Here is an 18,352-nt window from a genome sequence, read left to right as displayed (position 1 = left end):
TTTGTCAGTACAAAATGCTTATAATGCGTATAAACAAAATAGTGTTACGACCGCGTCCCCTGGTGAACTGACATTAATGCTTTACAATGGCTGTCTTAAATTTTTAACACAAAGTAAAAAAGCAATTGAAGAAAAACAATACGAATTAAAAAATACGTACATTCAAAAAGCGCAAGCAATTATATCGGAATTAATGGCTACATTAAATATGGATATAGAAGTTTCTAAAAATATGTTGTCTTTATACGAATATATGTATCATCAATTAACATTGGCAAATGCAAAGTTAGATGTCTCAATAATTGAAGAAGTAGAAGTTTTAATTACAGATTTTCGTGATACATGGAAACAAGTAATTCAAATCAACCGTAAGCAACAATTTGTATCTGGAGATTCTGTATAATGGACTTAGTTCAACAGCTTCTTCTTTTATCTGAAAAGTTGTATCAAACACTCGAATATGTTGAAGAAGATAAAGACGAAAAACGTGATGAACAAATTGATTTAATTAATAAATTACTTGATGCACGTGGACAAACAATTTCGAAGCTAGAAGAATTGGGTGAACGCCCACTTCATGGACATGAAAAAGAAGCATATTTACGTGATTTAAATCATGGTATTATTGAACGTCTTCATACCTATAAAGGACGTATTAAAGAAGATATGCAAAAACTACAAGTATCCATGAAGTCAGAGACACGTTATGTTAACCCATACAGTCATCTTCAAAATTTAGATGGAACATATTTTGATAAAAGAGAATAAATCAGAATCTAATAAGTGATACATCAATGAATAAAATAGAATACTAAGAAACGCGGAAATGTAATTTATATTACCTTTTCGCGTTTTTCTATAGGGTAGATATTTAAATTTTTAATAAATGTATAGCTTGGCTAGCAATAGAGAATTCTTTTTCAGATAGAATGTTAACAGCTTCATCAAAGTAAATAGAGCTATGAGAGCAAGCTTTAGTAAATTTTTGAACGATTTTAACTAAACTTTGACTATTCATATCTATATGGTTTATATTCCCGATTATTAATAAGCGTAAAAGAGAAAAATGAATTACAAGATATGAAAAGAAATGAATATTTGTTTTTGCTTCACTTTCGAAATATTTAGTGAAAACTAAATTTACAAGATAATTTTCAAGTATGATTTGAATATCACTATTATTTTGGTAATCTTTTTTATACGTATTGATAAATTCACTAAAAGCAATAATGTCTTCAAGTAAGTCTATACTATTGAAAGCAGAAGTAGCTATTTCTTTAAAGTAAGCAGAGTCTGTATTAAATTCTTTTAAAAAATAATGAGCTAATTTAGTTTGTATTAAAGGGTATGTTTGGAATGTTGCTAACAATTCATCTTCTTCAAGTTGATTTAGTAAGTCCAGATAGTGAGTACTAAGATATGATGATTGTTTCATACGTTCTTTAATCGATAAATTTTCAATTTTCTTAATATAAAGTCCAATCACCAACAGTCGTGTTTCAATAGAATGCTTTCTATGTTGTAGAGCACTAATAAAGAAAATACGGTTATCCCAAAAGTATTGATATTCTATCTCTGTCTTTTCGACATGTTCTATATAAGATGTATGTTGTATAGCTTCATCTTCAATAAAGTCAATGCCTTCTTTGTTTAATAGGATAAGTCTAGCTGCTTCTGGACAAGAAGTGTCTAAACTTTTCTCAAACGTCTGGTTAATTTGGATGTTTTGTCTTGGATATACAGTACACGTATGACAAAGCGCTTTTTCACCTAACGTTTTTTGAATTGTACATAAGTTTTCTTCATCAAGCATCGTACATTTTTCATCGGTATCTAATTTGAATTTTCCATATTGTAAATCAGTTTGTCCTTGGCGATTTCGTTGAATATTCTTTTTTAACACATCTTTAATTGCGAGATTTTTTTCATTTTTATATTTTTGATACGATTTTTTATCAATATCTATTCTCCAACCAGCACAACATGTATCTTCGCATGCTCCACCAATACATGAAAATTGATCGTAGTAGCTAGGTTTTAATTCAGTCTTTTGCATAGTTAAAACGCCTCCTTATTCTCTCATAATATCGGTAAGACTTTTAAAATGTTGCTTTTATTACAAAAGTTACAAAAATCTTTTTTCCTCAATAATGTATTCCTACGGACGATATAAAAATTATAGATTGATTCAATAATTATATAGTATGAACAACTTAGTTTAACAAAATTATTATAGGGAGGGTCCTTCATGAAAAAGCAATTAATCGCATTTGGTTTAGCTTCCATGCTGACAGTACCGACATGGCTTGCAGCAGCGCAACCAATGGATGTAAGTGCCAAGAAAAAAGTGACCGTATCGAAAAAAACAAAAGCTGTCATCTCAAAAATTAAAGCACTCAACTCCAAAAAATCCAATTATGTTAAGAATACATTAGCTGCTCAAACAGCATATAAAAAATTATCAAAAGCTGATAAAAAACAAGTTTCTAACTATAAAACACTTCAAAAGCATATGAAAGCTGTTCAACCAATGGTGAATCAAGTGAATTCGCTAAAAAAAGAAGCAGCTAAACTATCTTCTAAAAACTATAAAACACAAGCCGCAAAAGTTTCGATTCAATACGGAAAGTTAAAAAAATCCGCAAAAGAATATGTTCCAAAATCAACCGTTAATAAGATTACATATTACGATAATCTGAACTCTGCAAATGTAAATATGCGTAAGTTGACGAAGTTAGCTACTACAACAGACATTTTTTCATTAGGAGCTGAAAAAAGTGGCGATATTTTGAGTTTCATTGTAGCTTATGAAAAGTTAAGTGATAACCAAAAGCGTATTTTAGGTGGGTCTCAAGAAGAAATCGACTACTTATTACAATTAAAGCCGATTGTTCAATTAGCTATTAATTACGATACGCAGTATGAAAAATTAGCCCCAACAAATAGTAGCTATTTAAAACAAGCATACGATTTGCATGGGAAGTATAAAACAGATCGTGAACAAAAAGTTGAAACATCAAAAGGTCCTCGTCAAGTAAATCAGTTTACGAAGAATGATAATACTTTGACAAAGTTACTGGACACAATTCAAGTTGAAATAACATTGAAAAATAATTTTGAAGCAGCAGTTAATGCACTTCCAGGTCAATCAGATCGCTATACTCTTGTTCAAAATGCTGTGAATCTTTATAAAAATATAACGGCAACAACGTATAACGGTAAACGACTAAAAGGAAAGCCAATTGACATAGTTGATAAAAAAACACTTGCTGAGTATAAAAAGTATGAAACAATTCCTTCTGTTGTAAAAGATTTGAGAGAGGCAGAATCTTATAATTCAACAAATAGTTTTGCGATTACGAATCAAGCACGCTTAATTACAGCAGGTTTTGATCAAGAAACAATTGATAAAATCCGTAATCAAGGCCGTATTCCTTATGAAAAAAACATTACAACATTAGATATTGCTATTAAAAATTATGAGAAGTTAGGCGCAGATCAAAAATCGATTGTAGATGAGGTAGTAACTACACAAAAAAATTATGCGAATGATAGCGCCGCGTTTAAAAAGGGTCAGGCGATGACAAAAGCTTTTAATGATGGTATTGCGAAAAATGATTTAGCTGCTATTATGAAACAATTCGATTTGTATAAAAAAATAGCACAAGAAAATGACCGTAGTATCCGTTATGTTTCTGCTTCGGATTTATTAAGTGTTACACCGCTTACGTATAAGACACAGTTGGATCATGTGAAAAATTTTGAAACAGCTGCTGGACAATATGCGACAAAAGCAGATATTCAAAATTTAGTAAAGTTATATCAAACAGTTGAAAAAGATAAACCTTCAGCTCTCAAAATGATTGATACAAAAGTAGCCAAAGATTATACGTTGGCAAAATCAATCTTAGAAATTGATACATTGATGGCAAAATCAAAGCCGAGCTACACAACAGCGAAATTAAATAATATTTTAGCTGCTACAAAATTGTATAGTAAATTGGATGCGCCGAAAAAGTCAATTGTGGATAGTTTAGGACATAATGTAGATAGTTTTGTAGAAGATGAAGCTGCAATCAAACAAGCAATGACTATCGATAAAAAGTATTTAGCATTAAAGCCATCTCAAAAGTCTTATACAAAGGATGCAAAATCAGTCTTTAACAGTTATTTAGATGCAAATGATACGGTAAAAAAGTATATTTTAAATAGCACAAAGATTTCAAACTTAGCTTCTACTTTAAAAGAACCACAAGATAAAGTTGATTTATTTGAAAGAACAATTAATAACGTGTATGAGGAAGTCTATTCTAATGATTTAGTGAATAAGACAACAATTGCAAATATTAAAGCGGTTATTAATACGTATGAAAATACGATTAAACCTTATGCAAAATATAATAATTTGGTTGATAGCGATGTAATGAAGAAATATAAAAAATTAACACCAATTGTCGATGTATATAATCAAATTTTTAATTTAAAAGCAACACCTACAACAGAATTACAACGTGAAAATATTTTAACAGCTAAAAAAGCTTTTAATAAGTTGGACACTTTCGGTAAGGCAGTTATTCAAATTGAAGATAAGGTACAGCCGAAATTACGTTTATTGGATGATGAAAAACAAATTATCGAAGCGAAAAAAATTGATGGGATGTATAAATTATTAAATGTGAATGACACAAAATACGAAAGTAAGTTATACAATGTGTACAAAGAATATGTAAAAGCAACAGATGATGTAAAAAATTATGTCATTAATAAAGGTATTCTTACTGCAGTTCCTGCGAAATACGATAAAGCCATCAAAGCAGCCATTGTATTTGAAGAAAGTGTAAAATCAATTAATCGTACAAGTAAAATTATTAATGTACACCAGTTAAAGGCAATTTATGATCAGAATAAAAAAGTAGCACCTGAATTTGTTCAATTTGTTGATCCAGCAATTATGAAAAAATATGATGAATATATTCAATTATTATTCATTCAAGATGTTGCTCAAAATTTATATGAATATCAGCGCATTAATGGTAACTGGGTAAAATATGATGCATGGTTCTATGCATTCAGTCAATCGACAGATAATTTAAAAGACGTTTTAAATATGCGAAAAGCTTTACTTTATTTTAAAGAATTCAATCCAATTCAAATGTCAATTTTAAATAACTCACCGAACTATACAAGTTATGAAGGATTAAAAGAAGATTCTAATGGTAATAATATTCCAATTTATGATGTGAATACAGGAGAAATTATTGGTTATAAACCAGAACTTGACTATAAAGATAAGTTTGCACCAGATGAAGTAATTTATAATCCGATTGATTGGTTGAACTATACGCAAGTTCAAAATTTATTAGATGCGATGAAATATGAAGAACGCTATAAGACATTAAATAATAGTGGTAAAAATAACGCGCGTGATGCGATAAAATTAGTACGTGATTTTGAAAAAGAATCTTTAGGCGTACGCGGGTATTTCTTATATAGACCTGAATTAAAACAATTAGAAAATACGTTTGCAATTCCTGTAGCAAACGCAGATGCATTCGAAGAAGCAGTAAAAGTATATGATCCAAATACAGGCAATGTAACGGGTTTAGAACCGATGCGCTTAGCATATAATAAACTAGATTCAACTGCTTTAAGTATCGTGAGTGCATCATTATTAAAACAATACAAAGATTACATGTTGTCGAAAGACTTATATAGTCAGTATCAGCAAATTAATCCAACAGCTAAAACAATGAGTAATATTGAAAATATGGACTTGTTTTTAACAGCCTATACAAAATTACCAGCAGGTTCTAAAAAAATTGTACGCAATTCGATTGCAGACCCGACTTTCTTCAATCGTCTATTGACGGATGAAAAAGATATACGTGCTGCACATGCAGTTGATAAAAAATATGAAAAATTAGATACACAAGGTGATTCATATGAAGTAGAAGCTCTAAAATTATATAAAGAGTATGCGAAGTTAACAACGAATGCTCAAAATAATTACTCTGTATATGGCAAAATATTAGCTGATTTACATGCAAAGTATGGTGATTCTTTAGGCTTTGGAAATAAAGAAGATAATGCAAAAGCGACAGCAGATGAATTCACACGTTTAGTAACAGCTTTAAATGCAGATTCGACATATGCAGATGTAGTTAAAGCAGCTGAATTTTATGATTTTTTATCTGTACCACAGCAATATACAGGCAGCAGTAAAAAAGTTATTGGACTGACATTTGTTGATAAACCGATTGTGACCAAATATAAACTGTATGAGGGACTTATCACAATTAAAAAACAACTCGATAAAGTAACTTATCCAAAAGCAGCTCCAGCAAAATATACAGTAACTGAAAAAGAAGCAATTAAAACAGCGATTGCAGCTTATAAAAAGCTGTCAAAAAATCCGAAAAATATTTTAGAGCAAGATGATTCAGCATTTGGACCAGCAGCACAACCAGAAAATGAAAAACGTTATCTATTATTAATTGAAGAAGATATTAAAGTAGCTGAGGCGGCAGATGCGAACTTCTTAAAAGTGAAGAAAGGCGACAAAACATTTGTTAAAAATATTATTGTAGCGATGAAATCGTATAATGTATTGACAGATTTACAGAAGCAATTCTTTACACAAACGAAATTGTATACAACATATAAAAAATACGATATGGCAACATCAATTGTTGGTAAAGTCGATACAATTCCAGAAGCAATTAAAATTATTGTAGATTTTGAAAAAGCGATTCAAGAAACACAAGAACTACATGATGACATTAATCAAACACCAGGTACTATAGATCCGAAAAAGTACACAGAGATTCGAGATAAAATGGTTGAAGCGAATAAGGCTTATAACTTCATTAACCGAGATTTTAATATTGAAGGACAGGTCATTCGCCCACTTTCATTAGCAGATAAAGTGGCTGTACAACGCTATAAATACTTTATGGCTGTTTATAAAGTACAGGAATATTTGGATAATCTAAAAAAATAAGTGTAACTTTTAAAGCACCTCATATGTTGAAGTATGGGGTGTTTTTTTATAGGCTACAAAAGTGTTTCATCTATTAAAAAACCAGGAATTGTTCAAAAAGTCGACAAAATATCGTTTATTCTATAACAATGGTTGTGTTATATATAATTTATTTAGTATAAAAGTAATTGATATTTGGTATAATTAAAATAATATTATAAAGATAGGAAGGTAGTAAAAATGGAATACAAACGTTCTGAATCTTTCAGGCATATTTTAATTAAGCCTGTCGATGTTCAATATAGTTGTAATGTGGACCAGCAAGTAGCCTTAACACGTACGGGTAAAATGTTAGATATTAGTCCGAGTGGTATGAGCTTGTTAGTGACAAAACAGCTAACAGATGAAGAGAAAGAATATCCACTCTTGCTATCTTTTTGTTTATATAAACAAACGATTGAATCTCAAGGGGCGATTAGGTGGGAGAGGTTTCATCCAGAAGGTTATCAATATGGCATTGAGATGGTGGAAAGTACACAGTTAGAGAATATAATTGTTTCTGAGCTAAAACAACGTCGTCGACAAGAAGTATTAGATGCTAAAAAAGGCACTTTCTAAAATTTCTTTTATATTTCTATAATTTTTTCGTCGTTTAAAGAAGGAGTTACAGGGTAAATGTAGAATATAGTAGATATAGGTTCATGAAGGAGGAGTTAATATGCTAACATTTAACATTCGTGGTGAAAACATTGAAGTTACTCCAGCAATTCGAGAGTATGCTGAAAATAAGGTCCGAAAACTTGAAAAATACTTCAATGAGGAAATTGATGCTACAGCTCACATCAACCTAAAAGTTTATCAAGATCGTAGCTCTAAAGTGGAAGTTACAATTCCAATGAAGAAATTAATGCTTCGTGCTGAAGATCGAAATGATGATATGTATGTAGCGATTGACCAAGTAGTTGCAAAACTAGAGCGTCAAATTCGTAAGCATAAAACAAAAGTGAATCGTAAATTCCGTGAGCGTGAAGGCGTAGGCACTTATTTTGCACAAATTCAGCTTGAGCCAGAGAGAGTAGCGGATGATGCAGAAGAAAGTTTAGAAATCGTACGTACAAAACAATTCGATTTAAAACCAATGGATGATGAGGAAGCCATTCTTCAAATGAATTTGTTAGGTCATGACTTCTATATCTTCACAGATGCAGAAACAAACGAAACAAACATTGTTTATAAACGTAAAGACGGCAAGTACGGTTTAATTGAAACAAACCAATAATTTATTTTAGAATAGAAGGAGAACTAGTTCAGCTAGTTCTCCTTTTTGGTGTAAAAAATATGAAGAATGCTATCATATCGCACCTTTTTAATGATATAATCAAAAAGCCGTGTGAAAGTAAAAATTTAGGCTATTTCTAAGTCGAATGAAATAATCGATTCAAAAAAATAAACCAAGTAACTCGTATGAGAGAAATAAATATATCGTTCGTTTGCACTAAGAACTTTAAAAATGATAAAATGAAATATAAGACTATATAGGATGTGAAATGAAATGCTTGGCATATTTAATAAAGTTTTTGATCCGAATAAACGTGAACTGAAAAAAATCGAGAAGATTGCAGACGCGGTTGATTCGTATTCAAAAGAGATGGAAGCATTAACGGATGAACAATTACAACAAAAGACAACGGAATTTCGTGAGCGCTTAAATAATGGTGAAACACTTGATCAAATTCAACCAGAAGCTTTTGCGGTTGTACGTGAAGCTGCGAAGCGTGTACTTGGAATGTTCCCTTACCGCGTACAGGTAATGGGTGGTGCTGCATTACATGGTGGTAACATTGCAGAAATGAAAACAGGTGAAGGTAAAACATTAACAGGTACATTACCTGTTTATTTGAATGCCCTAACTGGTAAAGGTGTACACGTCGTAACAGTCAACGAATATTTATCAAGTCGTGATGCTGAGATTAACCGTCCTCTTTATGAATTTTTAGGTTTAACGGTAGGTTTAAACTTAAACAGCTTATCAAAAGAAGAAAAACGTGCTGCTTATGCATGTGACATCACATATAGTACAAATAACGAACTTGGGTTTGACTACTTACGTGATAATATGGTGCTTTATAAAGAAGAACGCGTACAACGTCCATTACACTTTGCTGTAATTGATGAGGTCGATTCCATCTTAATTGATGAAGCGAGAACACCATTAATTATCTCAGGTCAAGCAAACCAATCAGCTGCACTATACAAACAATCAAATGCGTTTGTACGTATGCTGAAAAAAGATGAAGATTATAACTATGATATTGAATCAAAAGGTGTAACGCTAACAGAACAAGGGATTGAAAAAGCTGAGCGTGCTTTCAATATTGAAAACCTATTTGATTTAACACATGTTGGCTTAAACCATGCGATTAACCAATCGTTACGTGCGCACGTTGCGATGCACTTAGACGTTGATTACGTTGTACAAGACGGCGAAGTGATGATCGTTGATGGCTTTACAGGTCGTATTATGAATGGTCGTCGTTATTCAGAAGGGCTTCATCAAGCAATTGAAGCAAAAGAGGGCGTTGAGATTCAAAATGAATCGATGACGATGGCGACAATTACATTCCAAAACTACTTCCGTATGTATCAAAAGTTATCAGGTATGACAGGTACAGCAAAAACTGAGGAAGAGGAATTCCGTAACATTTATAACATGGATGTTATTGTGATTCCAACGAACCGTCCAATTGTACGTGAAGACCATGCAGATTTAATCTATGCAACAATGCAAGGGAAATTTAACGCAGTTGCACAAGATATCGCAGAACGTCATAAAAATGGTCAACCTGTATTGATTGGTACAGTAGCAATTGAGACGTCTGAATTATTATCACAACTTTTAACAAAATTAAAAATCCCACATAAGATTTTAAATGCGAAAAACCATGAATTTGAAGCAGAGATTATTGCAGAAGCAGGTCATAAGGGTTCTGTAACAATCGCGACAAACATGGCTGGTCGTGGTACGGATATTAAATTAGGTGAGGGCGTTCTTGAATTAGGCGGTCTTGCTGTAATCGGTACAGAACGTCATGAATCACGTCGTATTGATAACCAGTTACGTGGTCGTGCGGGTCGTCAAGGTGACCCGGGTGCGACACAATTCTATCTATCATTAGAAGATGAATTGATGAAGCGTTTTGGTTCAGACAGTATGAAAGCGATGATGACACGTTTAGGTATGGATGATACGCAACCAATCCAATCGAAAATGGTATCGAGAGCTGTAGAATCAGCGCAAAAACGTGTAGAAGGTAATAACTTTGATGCACGTAAACGTCTTCTACAATATGATGATGTATTACGTAAACAACGTGAAATCATCTACAAAGAGCGTTATGAAGTTCTAGAAACAGATAATATGCGTGAATTAGTTGAGTCAATGATTGATGAAGAATTAACAACTGCTGTAGCAACATATACACAAGGTGATACACCTTCTGAATGGAATTTACAAGGTTTAGAAGCGTATGTTGGTAGCACACTATTACCAGAAGGTGAAGTGCGTGTTGCAGACTTTGAGCATAAAGAGCCTGAAGCAATCATTGAGATGTTACGCGAAAAAATTAAAGCTGCATACGATGAAAAAGAAGCTGAGCTATCTGAAGAACGTATGCGTGAGTTCGAAAAAGTTATCTTACTTCGTGCAATCGATTCAAAATGGATTGACCATATTGATGCAATGGATCAATTACGTCAAGGGATTCATCTGCGTGCCTATGCACAAATCGATCCATTACGTGAGTACGAGCAAGAAGGTTTCCGTATGTTTGAAGAAATGGTTGCAGCAATTCGTTCTGAAGTTGCCCGTTTCGCAATGAAAGCGGAAATTCGTTCGAACTTAGAGCGTGAAGAAGTAGCAAAAGGACAAGCGGTGAACCCGAAAGAAGAAGGTTCAAAACCGAAGAAAAAACGTCCAATCCGTAAAGAAAAAGAAATCGGTCGTAATGACTTATGTCCTTGCGGCAGCGGTAAAAAATATAAAAACTGCCACGGTGCGACTGAATAAATCAGAAAAAGAGAGGTTGGCCTATTCTGTGGCTAACCTCTTTTCTGTTATAAATATCAAAATTACTTGGAGGAATATGTATGATTGAATTATCAGAAGTACGAAATGCACTAGATGACACAGCGAAGAAAATAAATGATTTTAGGGGGTCTCTTTGACTTAGAGAACAAAGAGGCACGTATTCAAGAGACAGATGAAATGATGCTTGACCCGAATTTTTGGAATGACCAAAATGCAGCGCAAGAAATCATTGCGGAATCTAAGGGGTTAAAAGAAATCGTCAATGAATTTCATCGTCTTGTAGAGGAACAAGAAAATCTTGAAATGACGTTAGAGCTTTTAAAAGAAGAGCCAGACGATGATTTGCATGAAGGTTTGGAAGAAGAACTCGCAACATTTAAAAAGAGCGTAGCCGATTATGAACTGCAATTATTATTAAGTGGTCCATATGATGCGAATAATGCCATTTTAGAATTACATCCAGGTGCTGGCGGTACGGAATCACAAGATTGGGGCGAAATGCTGCTACGTATGTATACACGTTGGGCAGAAAAACACGGCTTCAAAGTGAAAACACTTGATTATCTACCGGGTGATGAAGCGGGAATTAAATCCGTTACATTATCGATTCAAGGACATAATGCATATGGGTATTTAAAAGCTGAAAAGGGTGTACATCGTTTAGTGCGTATTTCACCATTCGATTCAGCTGGTCGTCGCCATACATCGTTCGTTTCATGTGACGTGATTCCAGAATTCAATAATGAAATTGCAGTTGAAGTACGTCAAGAAGACTTAAAAGTGGACACGTACCGCGCAACAGGTGCTGGTGGTCAGCATATTAATACGACAGACTCAGCGATTCGTATTACGCATTTACCGACTGGAATTGTCGTAACATGTCAGGCTGAACGTTCACAGATTAAAAACCGAGAAAAAGCGATGAACATGCTTCAAGCAAAATTGTATCAATTAAAAGTTGAAGAACAACAGGCAGAAGTAGATGAAATTCGTGGTGAGCAAAAGGAAATTGGTTGGAGTAGCCAAATTCGTTCATATGTATTCCACCCGTATTCAATGGTAAAAGATCACCGTACAAATGCTGAGACAGGCAATGTACAAGCAGTAATGGACGGCGATTTAGATTTATTCATCAATGCATATTTACGTTCGTTAATTTAATAAATGAGAGATAAAGAATCCTGATGTCTATCGGCGATTCTTTATTTTTTAGTCTAATCGTTTTAAGTTATTGGAATCGATGAATACCACATGATTTTCAGAAATCGGTTCAGGCATTAAATCTTTTAATAAACGATAATTTCTTTTTAAAAACATCGCACGTGTAAGTTGTGTTTGTAATGTAGCGGTTGAGACATTTGTTTTAAAGAATGGACGGATTTGATTATCTAAATGAACAACGCAGTCCACTTTAGAATTTACATCGCAATTTAAAATAGCATGATGTGCGAGCCACATGGTGTAGGGACGATCAGGAGAAAGGGTAGGAATTAAAATATAAGGTTGTTCAGTTGTTCCAAGTACGATAGGAAGTTTATTTGTAGCTTTAGTAATCGTGCGAGAAAAACGCAATGCTTCGTCTAATGATGTTCCAAAAAGAAAACAACATTTTCGAATGACGCGTTTAATAGAAGATTGAATGAGATATTCACGTTGTTTTTCAAGTACATATGTAAATCGTTGTTGATTGTTTTTAGAAATGACTGGTTCAAGAACTTGGATTGCATCATTAAATCGAAAATCTTCTAAAAGAATAACAGGTAGACGATCTTTTATCATATTTGACACTCCTTTTTCTTTTGTTTAACAAAAACCAATTAATGGAATTTATTAAAATGATTATATGTGATTTTGTAGCCATAAGCAATGGTATTTAGACAAAAGTGGCGTTTTTAGAAAACGGGCTATTTCTATAAAGTCAGATAATTTTGAAATAAATAGTTTCTTTTAGTTGCTTTCTTGAATCTTTTTCGCATATAATAGCAAAAAGGTATTCGAGGTGATGAAGATGGAATATCGTTACTCACAGCAGAACTCTCCAAACAATGAACAGCCACTTAGTCAAGGGTTACAAGGTCAAGACTTATTGAACGATTTGTACATGGATATGTTTTTACAACATCTTCTAGCAGACCAACAAATTCGCTTACTTCGTGAAGCAATTGATGTCGCGTTAGACGAAAGAGATAAAGAAGCCTTTAAACGATTTACAAAAGAATTAATTCAATTACAAGACACTTTGATTGATGAAGAATAAATGATGACATAGGATTTCTATTAGGGGTAACTTAATAGAAATCTTATTTTTGTTCCAATTAAGAAACGTATGTTCGTAAAAGGGTTTGAGATATGTTAAAATAGAAGAATGAGAAAATGAGGAGGCAGCCGCATGTCACATGATTTTGATTTACAAGCGCCCTATCAACCAGGTGGTGACCAGCCACAAGCGATTGCAGAATTAGTGGAGGGTGTTAAAGCAGGGAAAAAACATCAAACATTACTTGGTGCAACAGGTACAGGTAAAACGTTTACGATTTCAAATGTGATTCAAGAAGTGAAAAAACCAACACTTGTTATTGCACATAATAAAACATTAGCAGGACAATTATATAGTGAATTTAAAGAGTTTTTCCCAAATAACGCGGTTGAATACTTCGTTAGTTACTACGACTATTATCAACCAGAAGCCTATGTACCACAGACGGATACATTCATTGAAAAAGATGCGAGTATTAATGATGAAATTGATAAATTACGTCACTCTGCTACTTCGGCTCTTTTTGAAAGACAAGATGTAATTATCATCGCTTCTGTATCATGTATTTATGGTTTAGGTAATCCGGAAGAATACGAAGAGATGGTCGTATCGCTTCGTACAGGCATGGAGATTGAGCGCAATCAATTACTGCGTAAATTAGTAGATATTCAATATGATCGCAATGATTTAAACTTCATTCGCGGTACTTTTCGTGTGCGCGGCGATGTAGTCGAAATTTTCCCAGCATCGCGTGATGAGCATTGTCTTCGTGTTGAATTTTTCGGTGACGAAATTGACCGTATTCGAGAGGTGGATGCATTAACAGGTGAAGTATTAGGTGACCGTGAACATGTTGCGATCTTCCCAGCATCCCACTTCGTTACACGAGAAGAAAAAATGAAAGTAGCGATTGAAAATATCGAAGCAGAATTAAAAGAACGCTTAGAAGTGCTTCGTGAAGAAGGAAAGTTACTTGAAGCGCAGCGCTTAGAACAGCGTACTAATTATGATTTAGAGATGATGCGTGAGATGGGCTTTACATCAGGAATCGAAAACTATTCACGCCATTTAACGCTTCGTGAAGCAGGTGCAACACCTTATACGCTGCTCGACTATTTACCAGAAGATTTCTTACTTGTAGTAGATGAAAGTCACGTAACATTGCCGCAAATTCGCGGGATGTATAATGGTGACCAAGCACGTAAAGGTGTGTTAGTAGATCACGGTTTCCGTTTACCCTCAGCGCTTGATAACCGTCCATTAACATTTGAGGAGTTTGAAAAACATATTCATAATGCAATTTTCGTTTCAGCAACACCAGGACCATATGAATTAGAACATACACCTGAAATGGTAGAACAAATTATTCGCCCAACAGGATTGGTTGACCCAGTCATCGAAGTGCGTCCAATTGAAGGACAAATTGATGATTTAATTGATGAAATTCAAATGCGGATTGCGAAAAATGAGCGTGTATTAATTACGACACTTACGAAGAAAATGTCCGAAGATTTAACAGATTATTTAAAAGAGATGGGCATTAAAGTAAACTATCTACACTCTGAAATTAAAACGTTGGAGCGAATCGAGATTATTCGTGAATTGCGTATGGGTGTATTTGATGTTCTTGTCGGAATTAACTTATTACGAGAAGGTTTAGATATCCCAGAAGTCTCGCTTGTTGCGATTTTAGATGCTGATAAAGAAGGATTCTTACGTTCAGAACGTTCACTTGTTCAAACAATTGGACGTGCGGCACGTAATGCGAACGGGCATGTCATCATGTACGCAGACCGTATGACCGATTCGATGCAAAAAGCCATCGATGAAACGGAACGTCGTCGTACCATTCAGCTTGCCTATAACGAAAAACATGGCATTGTACCACAAACGATTCGTAAAGAAATTCGCGATGTGATTCGTGCAACAACAGCGGCGGAAGAGCCAGAAGCGTATATTTCAAAGGTGACAGAAGGTAAGAAATTAACGAAGAACGAACGTATATCACTCATTGAATTACTAGAAGTCGAAATGAAAGAAGCGGCGAAAGCACTCGACTTTGAACGTGCAGCAGAACTACGTGATACGATTTTAGAACTGAAAGCAGAAGGGTGAGACCATTTTGAAGAATACTGAAATTATTGTACAGGGCGCACGCGCAAATAATTTAAAAAATATCGATGTGGCAATTCCGCGCGACCAACTCGTTGTCATGACAGGGTTATCGGGTTCAGGTAAATCTTCACTCGCATTCGATACAATCTATGCAGAAGGACAACGACGTTATGTCGAGTCTCTTTCTGCTTATGCACGTCAATTTTTAGGACAAATGGATAAACCTGATGTAGATTTAATCGAAGGTTTATCACCAGCGATTTCCATCGACCAAAAAACAACAAGTAAAAATCCACGTTCAACAGTAGCGACGGTGACAGAGATTTACGACTACATGCGTCTTTTATATGCACGTGTTGGTAAGCCAATCTGTCCAAATCATGGCATTGAGATTGCATCGCAAACTATTGAGCAAATGGTCGATCGTTTAAAGCAATATCCTGAACGTACAAAGATGCAAATTCTATCTCCAATCGTTTCTGGACGAAAAGGTACACATGTCAAATTACTAGAAGACTTGAAAAAACAAGGTTATGTGCGTGTGCGTATTGACGGTGAAATTCGTGATTTAGATGATGATTTAACATTAGAAAAGAACAAAAAACATTCAATCGAGGCAGTGATTGACCGCGTCGTATTAAAAGAAGGTGTGGAAGCACGTCTAAGTGATTCTCTCGAAACAGCATTACGCCTTGCTGAAGGTCGTGCAATGGTCGATGTAATGGAACATGAAGAACTTTTATTCAGTGAACATTTTGCATGTCCAATCTGTGGCTTCTCAGTCGACGAATTAGAACCACGTATGTTCTCGTTTAATAACCCGTTCGGTGCTTGTCCAACATGTGATGGTTTAGGAACAAAGTTAGAAGTCGATGTAGATGCGGTTATTCCAAATCGCGATTTAACATTGAATGAAGGCGCAATTGAGCCGTGGATTCCAACGAGTTCACAGTACTATCCAACGCTGTTAAAAACCGTTTGTGATCATTTCAATATTGATATGGATACACCAATGAAAGACTTATCAAAAGAGCAATTAGATATCATTTTAAAAGGTTCAGGGGATGAAAAAATCTTCTTCAGTTACACAAATGAGTTTGGAAAAACGCGTGAACAAGAGATTGAATTTGAAGGTGTATTACGCAATGTAGAACGCCGTTTTAAAGATACTTCGTCAGACTATGTACGCGATCAAATGGAAAAATATATGGCGCAGTCGAACTGTCCGTCATGTAAAGGCTATCGTTTAAAACCAGAATCACTTGCAGTAAAAGTTGACCATAAACATATTGGTGAAATCACTACTTTTTCAATTAAAGAAGCACTTGCCTTCTTCCAAGAACTACAATTGAGTGAAAAAGATATGAAAATTGCGAAGCTCGTTCTTCGAGAAATTTCAGAACGTCTCTCTTTCTTAGATAATGTAGGGTTGGATTACTTAACGCTAAATCGTGCTTCTGGTTCACTTTCAGGCGGTGAAGCACAGCGTATTCGTCTAGCAACACAAATCGGTTCACGCTTAACAGGTGTCCTTTATATTCTAGATGAGCCATCTATTGGTTTACATCAACGCGATAATGATCGCTTAATTGAAACATTACAAAGTATGCGTGATTTAGGAAATACATTAATCGTTGTAGAGCATGATGAAGATACAATGCTTGCGGCAGATTATTTAATTGATGTTGGTCCGGGAGCAGGTGTTCATGGTGGCGAAATTATCGCTGCTGGTACGCCAAAAGAAGTCATGGCAAATGAAAAATCATTAACGGGTCAATATTTAAGCGGCAAAAAATATATCCCTGTACCTGTAGAACGACGTCAAAACGATGGACGCATGATTACGATTCAAAAAGCTTCAGAAAATAATTTAAAAAATGTTTCAGTTGATATTCCACTTGGCGTCTTCACAGCGGTTACAGGTGTATCGGGTTCGGGTAAGAGTACATTGATTAATGAAATTTTGTATAAAGCATTAGCACAAAAAATTAATCGAGCAAAAGCAAAGCCAGGTGCAGTGAAAGCAGTTGAAGGAATGGAACAAATCGAGAAAATTATCGACATTGACCAATCACCAATTGGACGAACACCTCGTTCAAACCCAGCAACGTATACGGGCGTATTTGATGATATTCGTGATGTTTATGCAGCGACGAACGAAGCGAAAGTACGTGGTTATAAAAAAGGGCGCTTCAGTTTTAACGTAAAAGGCGGACGCTGTGAAGCTTGTCGTGGTGATGGGATTATTAAAATCGAGATGCACTTCTTACCAGACGTATATGTACCATGCGAAGTATGTCATGGTAAACGTTATAACCGTGAAACGTTAGAAGTGAAGTATAAAGACCGCTCGATTTCAGACGTGTTGGAGATGACAGTTGAAGATGGTCTGGAATTCTTCCAAAACATTCCGAAAATCGCACGTAAACTTCAAACACTTGTCGATGTAGGTCTAGGCTATGTGAAGATGGGGCAACCTGCAACAACTCTTTCTGGCGGTGAAGCGCAGCGTGTGAAGTTGGCTTCAGAGCTACACAAGCGCTCAACAGGTAAATCAATTTATATTTTAGATGAACCAACAACTGGACTGCATGTCGATGATATCGCACGCCTTTTAAAAGTTTTACAGCGTTTAGTAGACGGTGGTAATACAGTACTCGTTATTGAACATAATTTAGATGTTATCAAGACGGTGGATCATATTATTGATTTAGGTCCAGAAGGTGGCGACCGAGGTGGTCAAATTATTGCGACAGGTACACCGGAAGAAGTAGCGAGGGTGAAGGGTTCCTATACAGGGAAGTACCTACTGCCTATCTTAGAGCGTGACTGTAAACGCTTGGAAAAAGATTTACAAGAAGCAACCGGAAAATGAAACCTTCTGTCTGGTTCAAACGTATTAGTAAGTATTAAA

Annotated in this window: 12 protein-coding genes; 10 read left to right on the top strand and 2 right to left on the bottom strand. The window is 34.8% G+C overall.

Annotation, left to right across the window (positions count from 1 at the left end; translation table 11 throughout):
• The first annotated feature begins 1 nt into the window (after nucleotide 1).
• Both fliS and ASO14_RS11885 read left to right on the top strand, forming a co-directional pair.
• Complete coding sequence (gene fliS, locus ASO14_RS11890; RefSeq protein WP_068455544.1) at nucleotides 2-403, top strand: flagellar export chaperone FliS; 402 nt, start codon at nucleotides 2-4, stop codon at nucleotides 401-403.
• On the top strand, nucleotides 403-768 hold the full coding sequence (locus ASO14_RS11885) for a flagellar protein FliT (protein ID WP_068455541.1): 366 nt from the start codon (nucleotides 403-405) through the stop codon (nucleotides 766-768). Before fliS ends, ASO14_RS11885 begins: the two co-directional genes overlap by 1 nt.
• Before the next feature lie 103 nt (nucleotides 769-871).
• On the opposite strand, the gene fliB is transcribed toward ASO14_RS11885, so the two are convergent.
• Nucleotides 872-2,056, bottom strand: a complete 1,185-nt coding sequence (fliB, locus tag ASO14_RS11880) for a flagellin lysine-N-methylase (protein WP_068455538.1) — start codon at nucleotides 2,054-2,056, stop codon at nucleotides 872-874.
• Nucleotides 2,057-2,248: 192 nt separating this feature from the next.
• Here fliB and ASO14_RS11875 point away from each other — a divergent pair, with 192 nt between their 5' ends.
• The 5 genes from ASO14_RS11875 (at nucleotide 2,249) to prfB (ending at nucleotide 12,227) form a co-directional block, all read left to right on the top strand.
• A complete protein-coding gene (locus ASO14_RS11875; protein WP_068455535.1) occupies nucleotides 2,249-7,000 on the top strand; it encodes a hypothetical protein in 4,752 nt (1,583 codons plus the stop codon).
• A gap of 219 nt (nucleotides 7,001-7,219) precedes the next feature.
• A complete protein-coding gene (locus ASO14_RS11870; protein ID WP_068455532.1) occupies nucleotides 7,220-7,597 on the top strand; it encodes a PilZ domain-containing protein in 378 nt (125 codons plus the stop codon).
• 100 nt (nucleotides 7,598-7,697) lie between these two features.
• Nucleotides 7,698-8,258: a ribosome hibernation-promoting factor, HPF/YfiA family gene (gene hpf / locus ASO14_RS11865; RefSeq protein ID WP_068455529.1), complete on the top strand. Its 561-nt coding sequence runs from the start codon at nucleotides 7,698-7,700 to the stop codon at nucleotides 8,256-8,258.
• Between the two features lie 273 nt (nucleotides 8,259-8,531).
• Nucleotides 8,532-11,045: a preprotein translocase subunit SecA gene (gene secA / locus ASO14_RS11860; RefSeq protein ID WP_068455526.1), complete on the top strand. Its 2,514-nt coding sequence runs from the start codon at nucleotides 8,532-8,534 to the stop codon at nucleotides 11,043-11,045.
• Nucleotides 11,046-11,128: 83 nt separating this feature from the next.
• Nucleotides 11,129-12,227, top strand: a protein-coding gene (gene prfB / locus ASO14_RS11855) for a peptide chain release factor 2 (RefSeq protein WP_141274250.1) whose coding sequence is annotated in 2 segments (ribosomal slippage) — nucleotides 11,129-11,191 and nucleotides 11,193-12,227 — 1,098 coding nt in all. Because the reading frame shifts where the segments join, the coding sequence is not laid out codon by codon here.
• 48 nt (nucleotides 12,228-12,275) lie between these two features.
• Here prfB and ASO14_RS11850 read toward each other — a convergent pair.
• Nucleotides 12,276-12,845: a competence protein ComK gene (locus ASO14_RS11850; RefSeq protein ID WP_068455523.1), complete on the bottom strand. Its 570-nt coding sequence runs from the start codon at nucleotides 12,843-12,845 to the stop codon at nucleotides 12,276-12,278.
• A gap of 229 nt (nucleotides 12,846-13,074) precedes the next feature.
• On the opposite strand from ASO14_RS11850, the gene ASO14_RS11845 reads away from it, so the two are divergent.
• The 3 genes from ASO14_RS11845 (at nucleotide 13,075) to uvrA (ending at nucleotide 18,313) form a co-directional block, all read left to right on the top strand.
• A complete protein-coding gene (locus tag ASO14_RS11845; RefSeq protein ID WP_068455520.1) occupies nucleotides 13,075-13,323 on the top strand; it encodes an IDEAL domain-containing protein in 249 nt (82 codons plus the stop codon).
• Between the two features lie 132 nt (nucleotides 13,324-13,455).
• Complete coding sequence (gene uvrB, locus ASO14_RS11840; RefSeq protein ID WP_068455517.1) at nucleotides 13,456-15,438, top strand: excinuclease ABC subunit UvrB; 1,983 nt, start codon at nucleotides 13,456-13,458, stop codon at nucleotides 15,436-15,438.
• A gap of 7 nt (nucleotides 15,439-15,445) precedes the next feature.
• Nucleotides 15,446-18,313, top strand: coding sequence for an excinuclease ABC subunit UvrA (gene uvrA, locus ASO14_RS11835; protein WP_068455515.1), 2,868 nt, complete (start codon nucleotides 15,446-15,448; stop codon nucleotides 18,311-18,313).
• The last annotated feature ends 39 nt before the right edge of the window (nucleotides 18,314-18,352 follow it).

Origin of the sequence: Kurthia sp. 11kri321 (assembly GCF_001534765.1) — a bacterium.
Lineage (GTDB): Bacteria > Bacillota > Bacilli > Bacillales_A > Planococcaceae > Kurthia > Kurthia gibsonii.
Note: the sequence above shows the minus strand (reverse complement) of the source record. Positions and strands in the feature narration are given on the sequence as shown.

Coding starts and splice junctions, on each gene's coding strand:
- ASO14_RS11870 (WP_068455532.1), top strand. CDS start 7,220: ATGGAATACAAACGTTCTGAATCTTTCAGGCATATTTTAATTAAGCCT.
- ASO14_RS11850 (WP_068455523.1), bottom strand. CDS start 12,845: ATGATAAAAGATCGTCTACCTGTTATTCTTTTAGAAGATTTTCGATTT.
- ASO14_RS11875 (WP_068455535.1), top strand. CDS start 2,249: ATGAAAAAGCAATTAATCGCATTTGGTTTAGCTTCCATGCTGACAGTA.
- hpf (WP_068455529.1), top strand. CDS start 7,698: ATGCTAACATTTAACATTCGTGGTGAAAACATTGAAGTTACTCCAGCA.
- fliB (WP_068455538.1), bottom strand. CDS start 2,056: ATGCAAAAGACTGAATTAAAACCTAGCTACTACGATCAATTTTCATGT.
- secA (WP_068455526.1), top strand. CDS start 8,532: ATGCTTGGCATATTTAATAAAGTTTTTGATCCGAATAAACGTGAACTG.
- ASO14_RS11885 (WP_068455541.1), top strand. CDS start 403: ATGGACTTAGTTCAACAGCTTCTTCTTTTATCTGAAAAGTTGTATCAA.
- ASO14_RS11845 (WP_068455520.1), top strand. CDS start 13,075: ATGGAATATCGTTACTCACAGCAGAACTCTCCAAACAATGAACAGCCA.
- uvrB (WP_068455517.1), top strand. CDS start 13,456: ATGTCACATGATTTTGATTTACAAGCGCCCTATCAACCAGGTGGTGAC.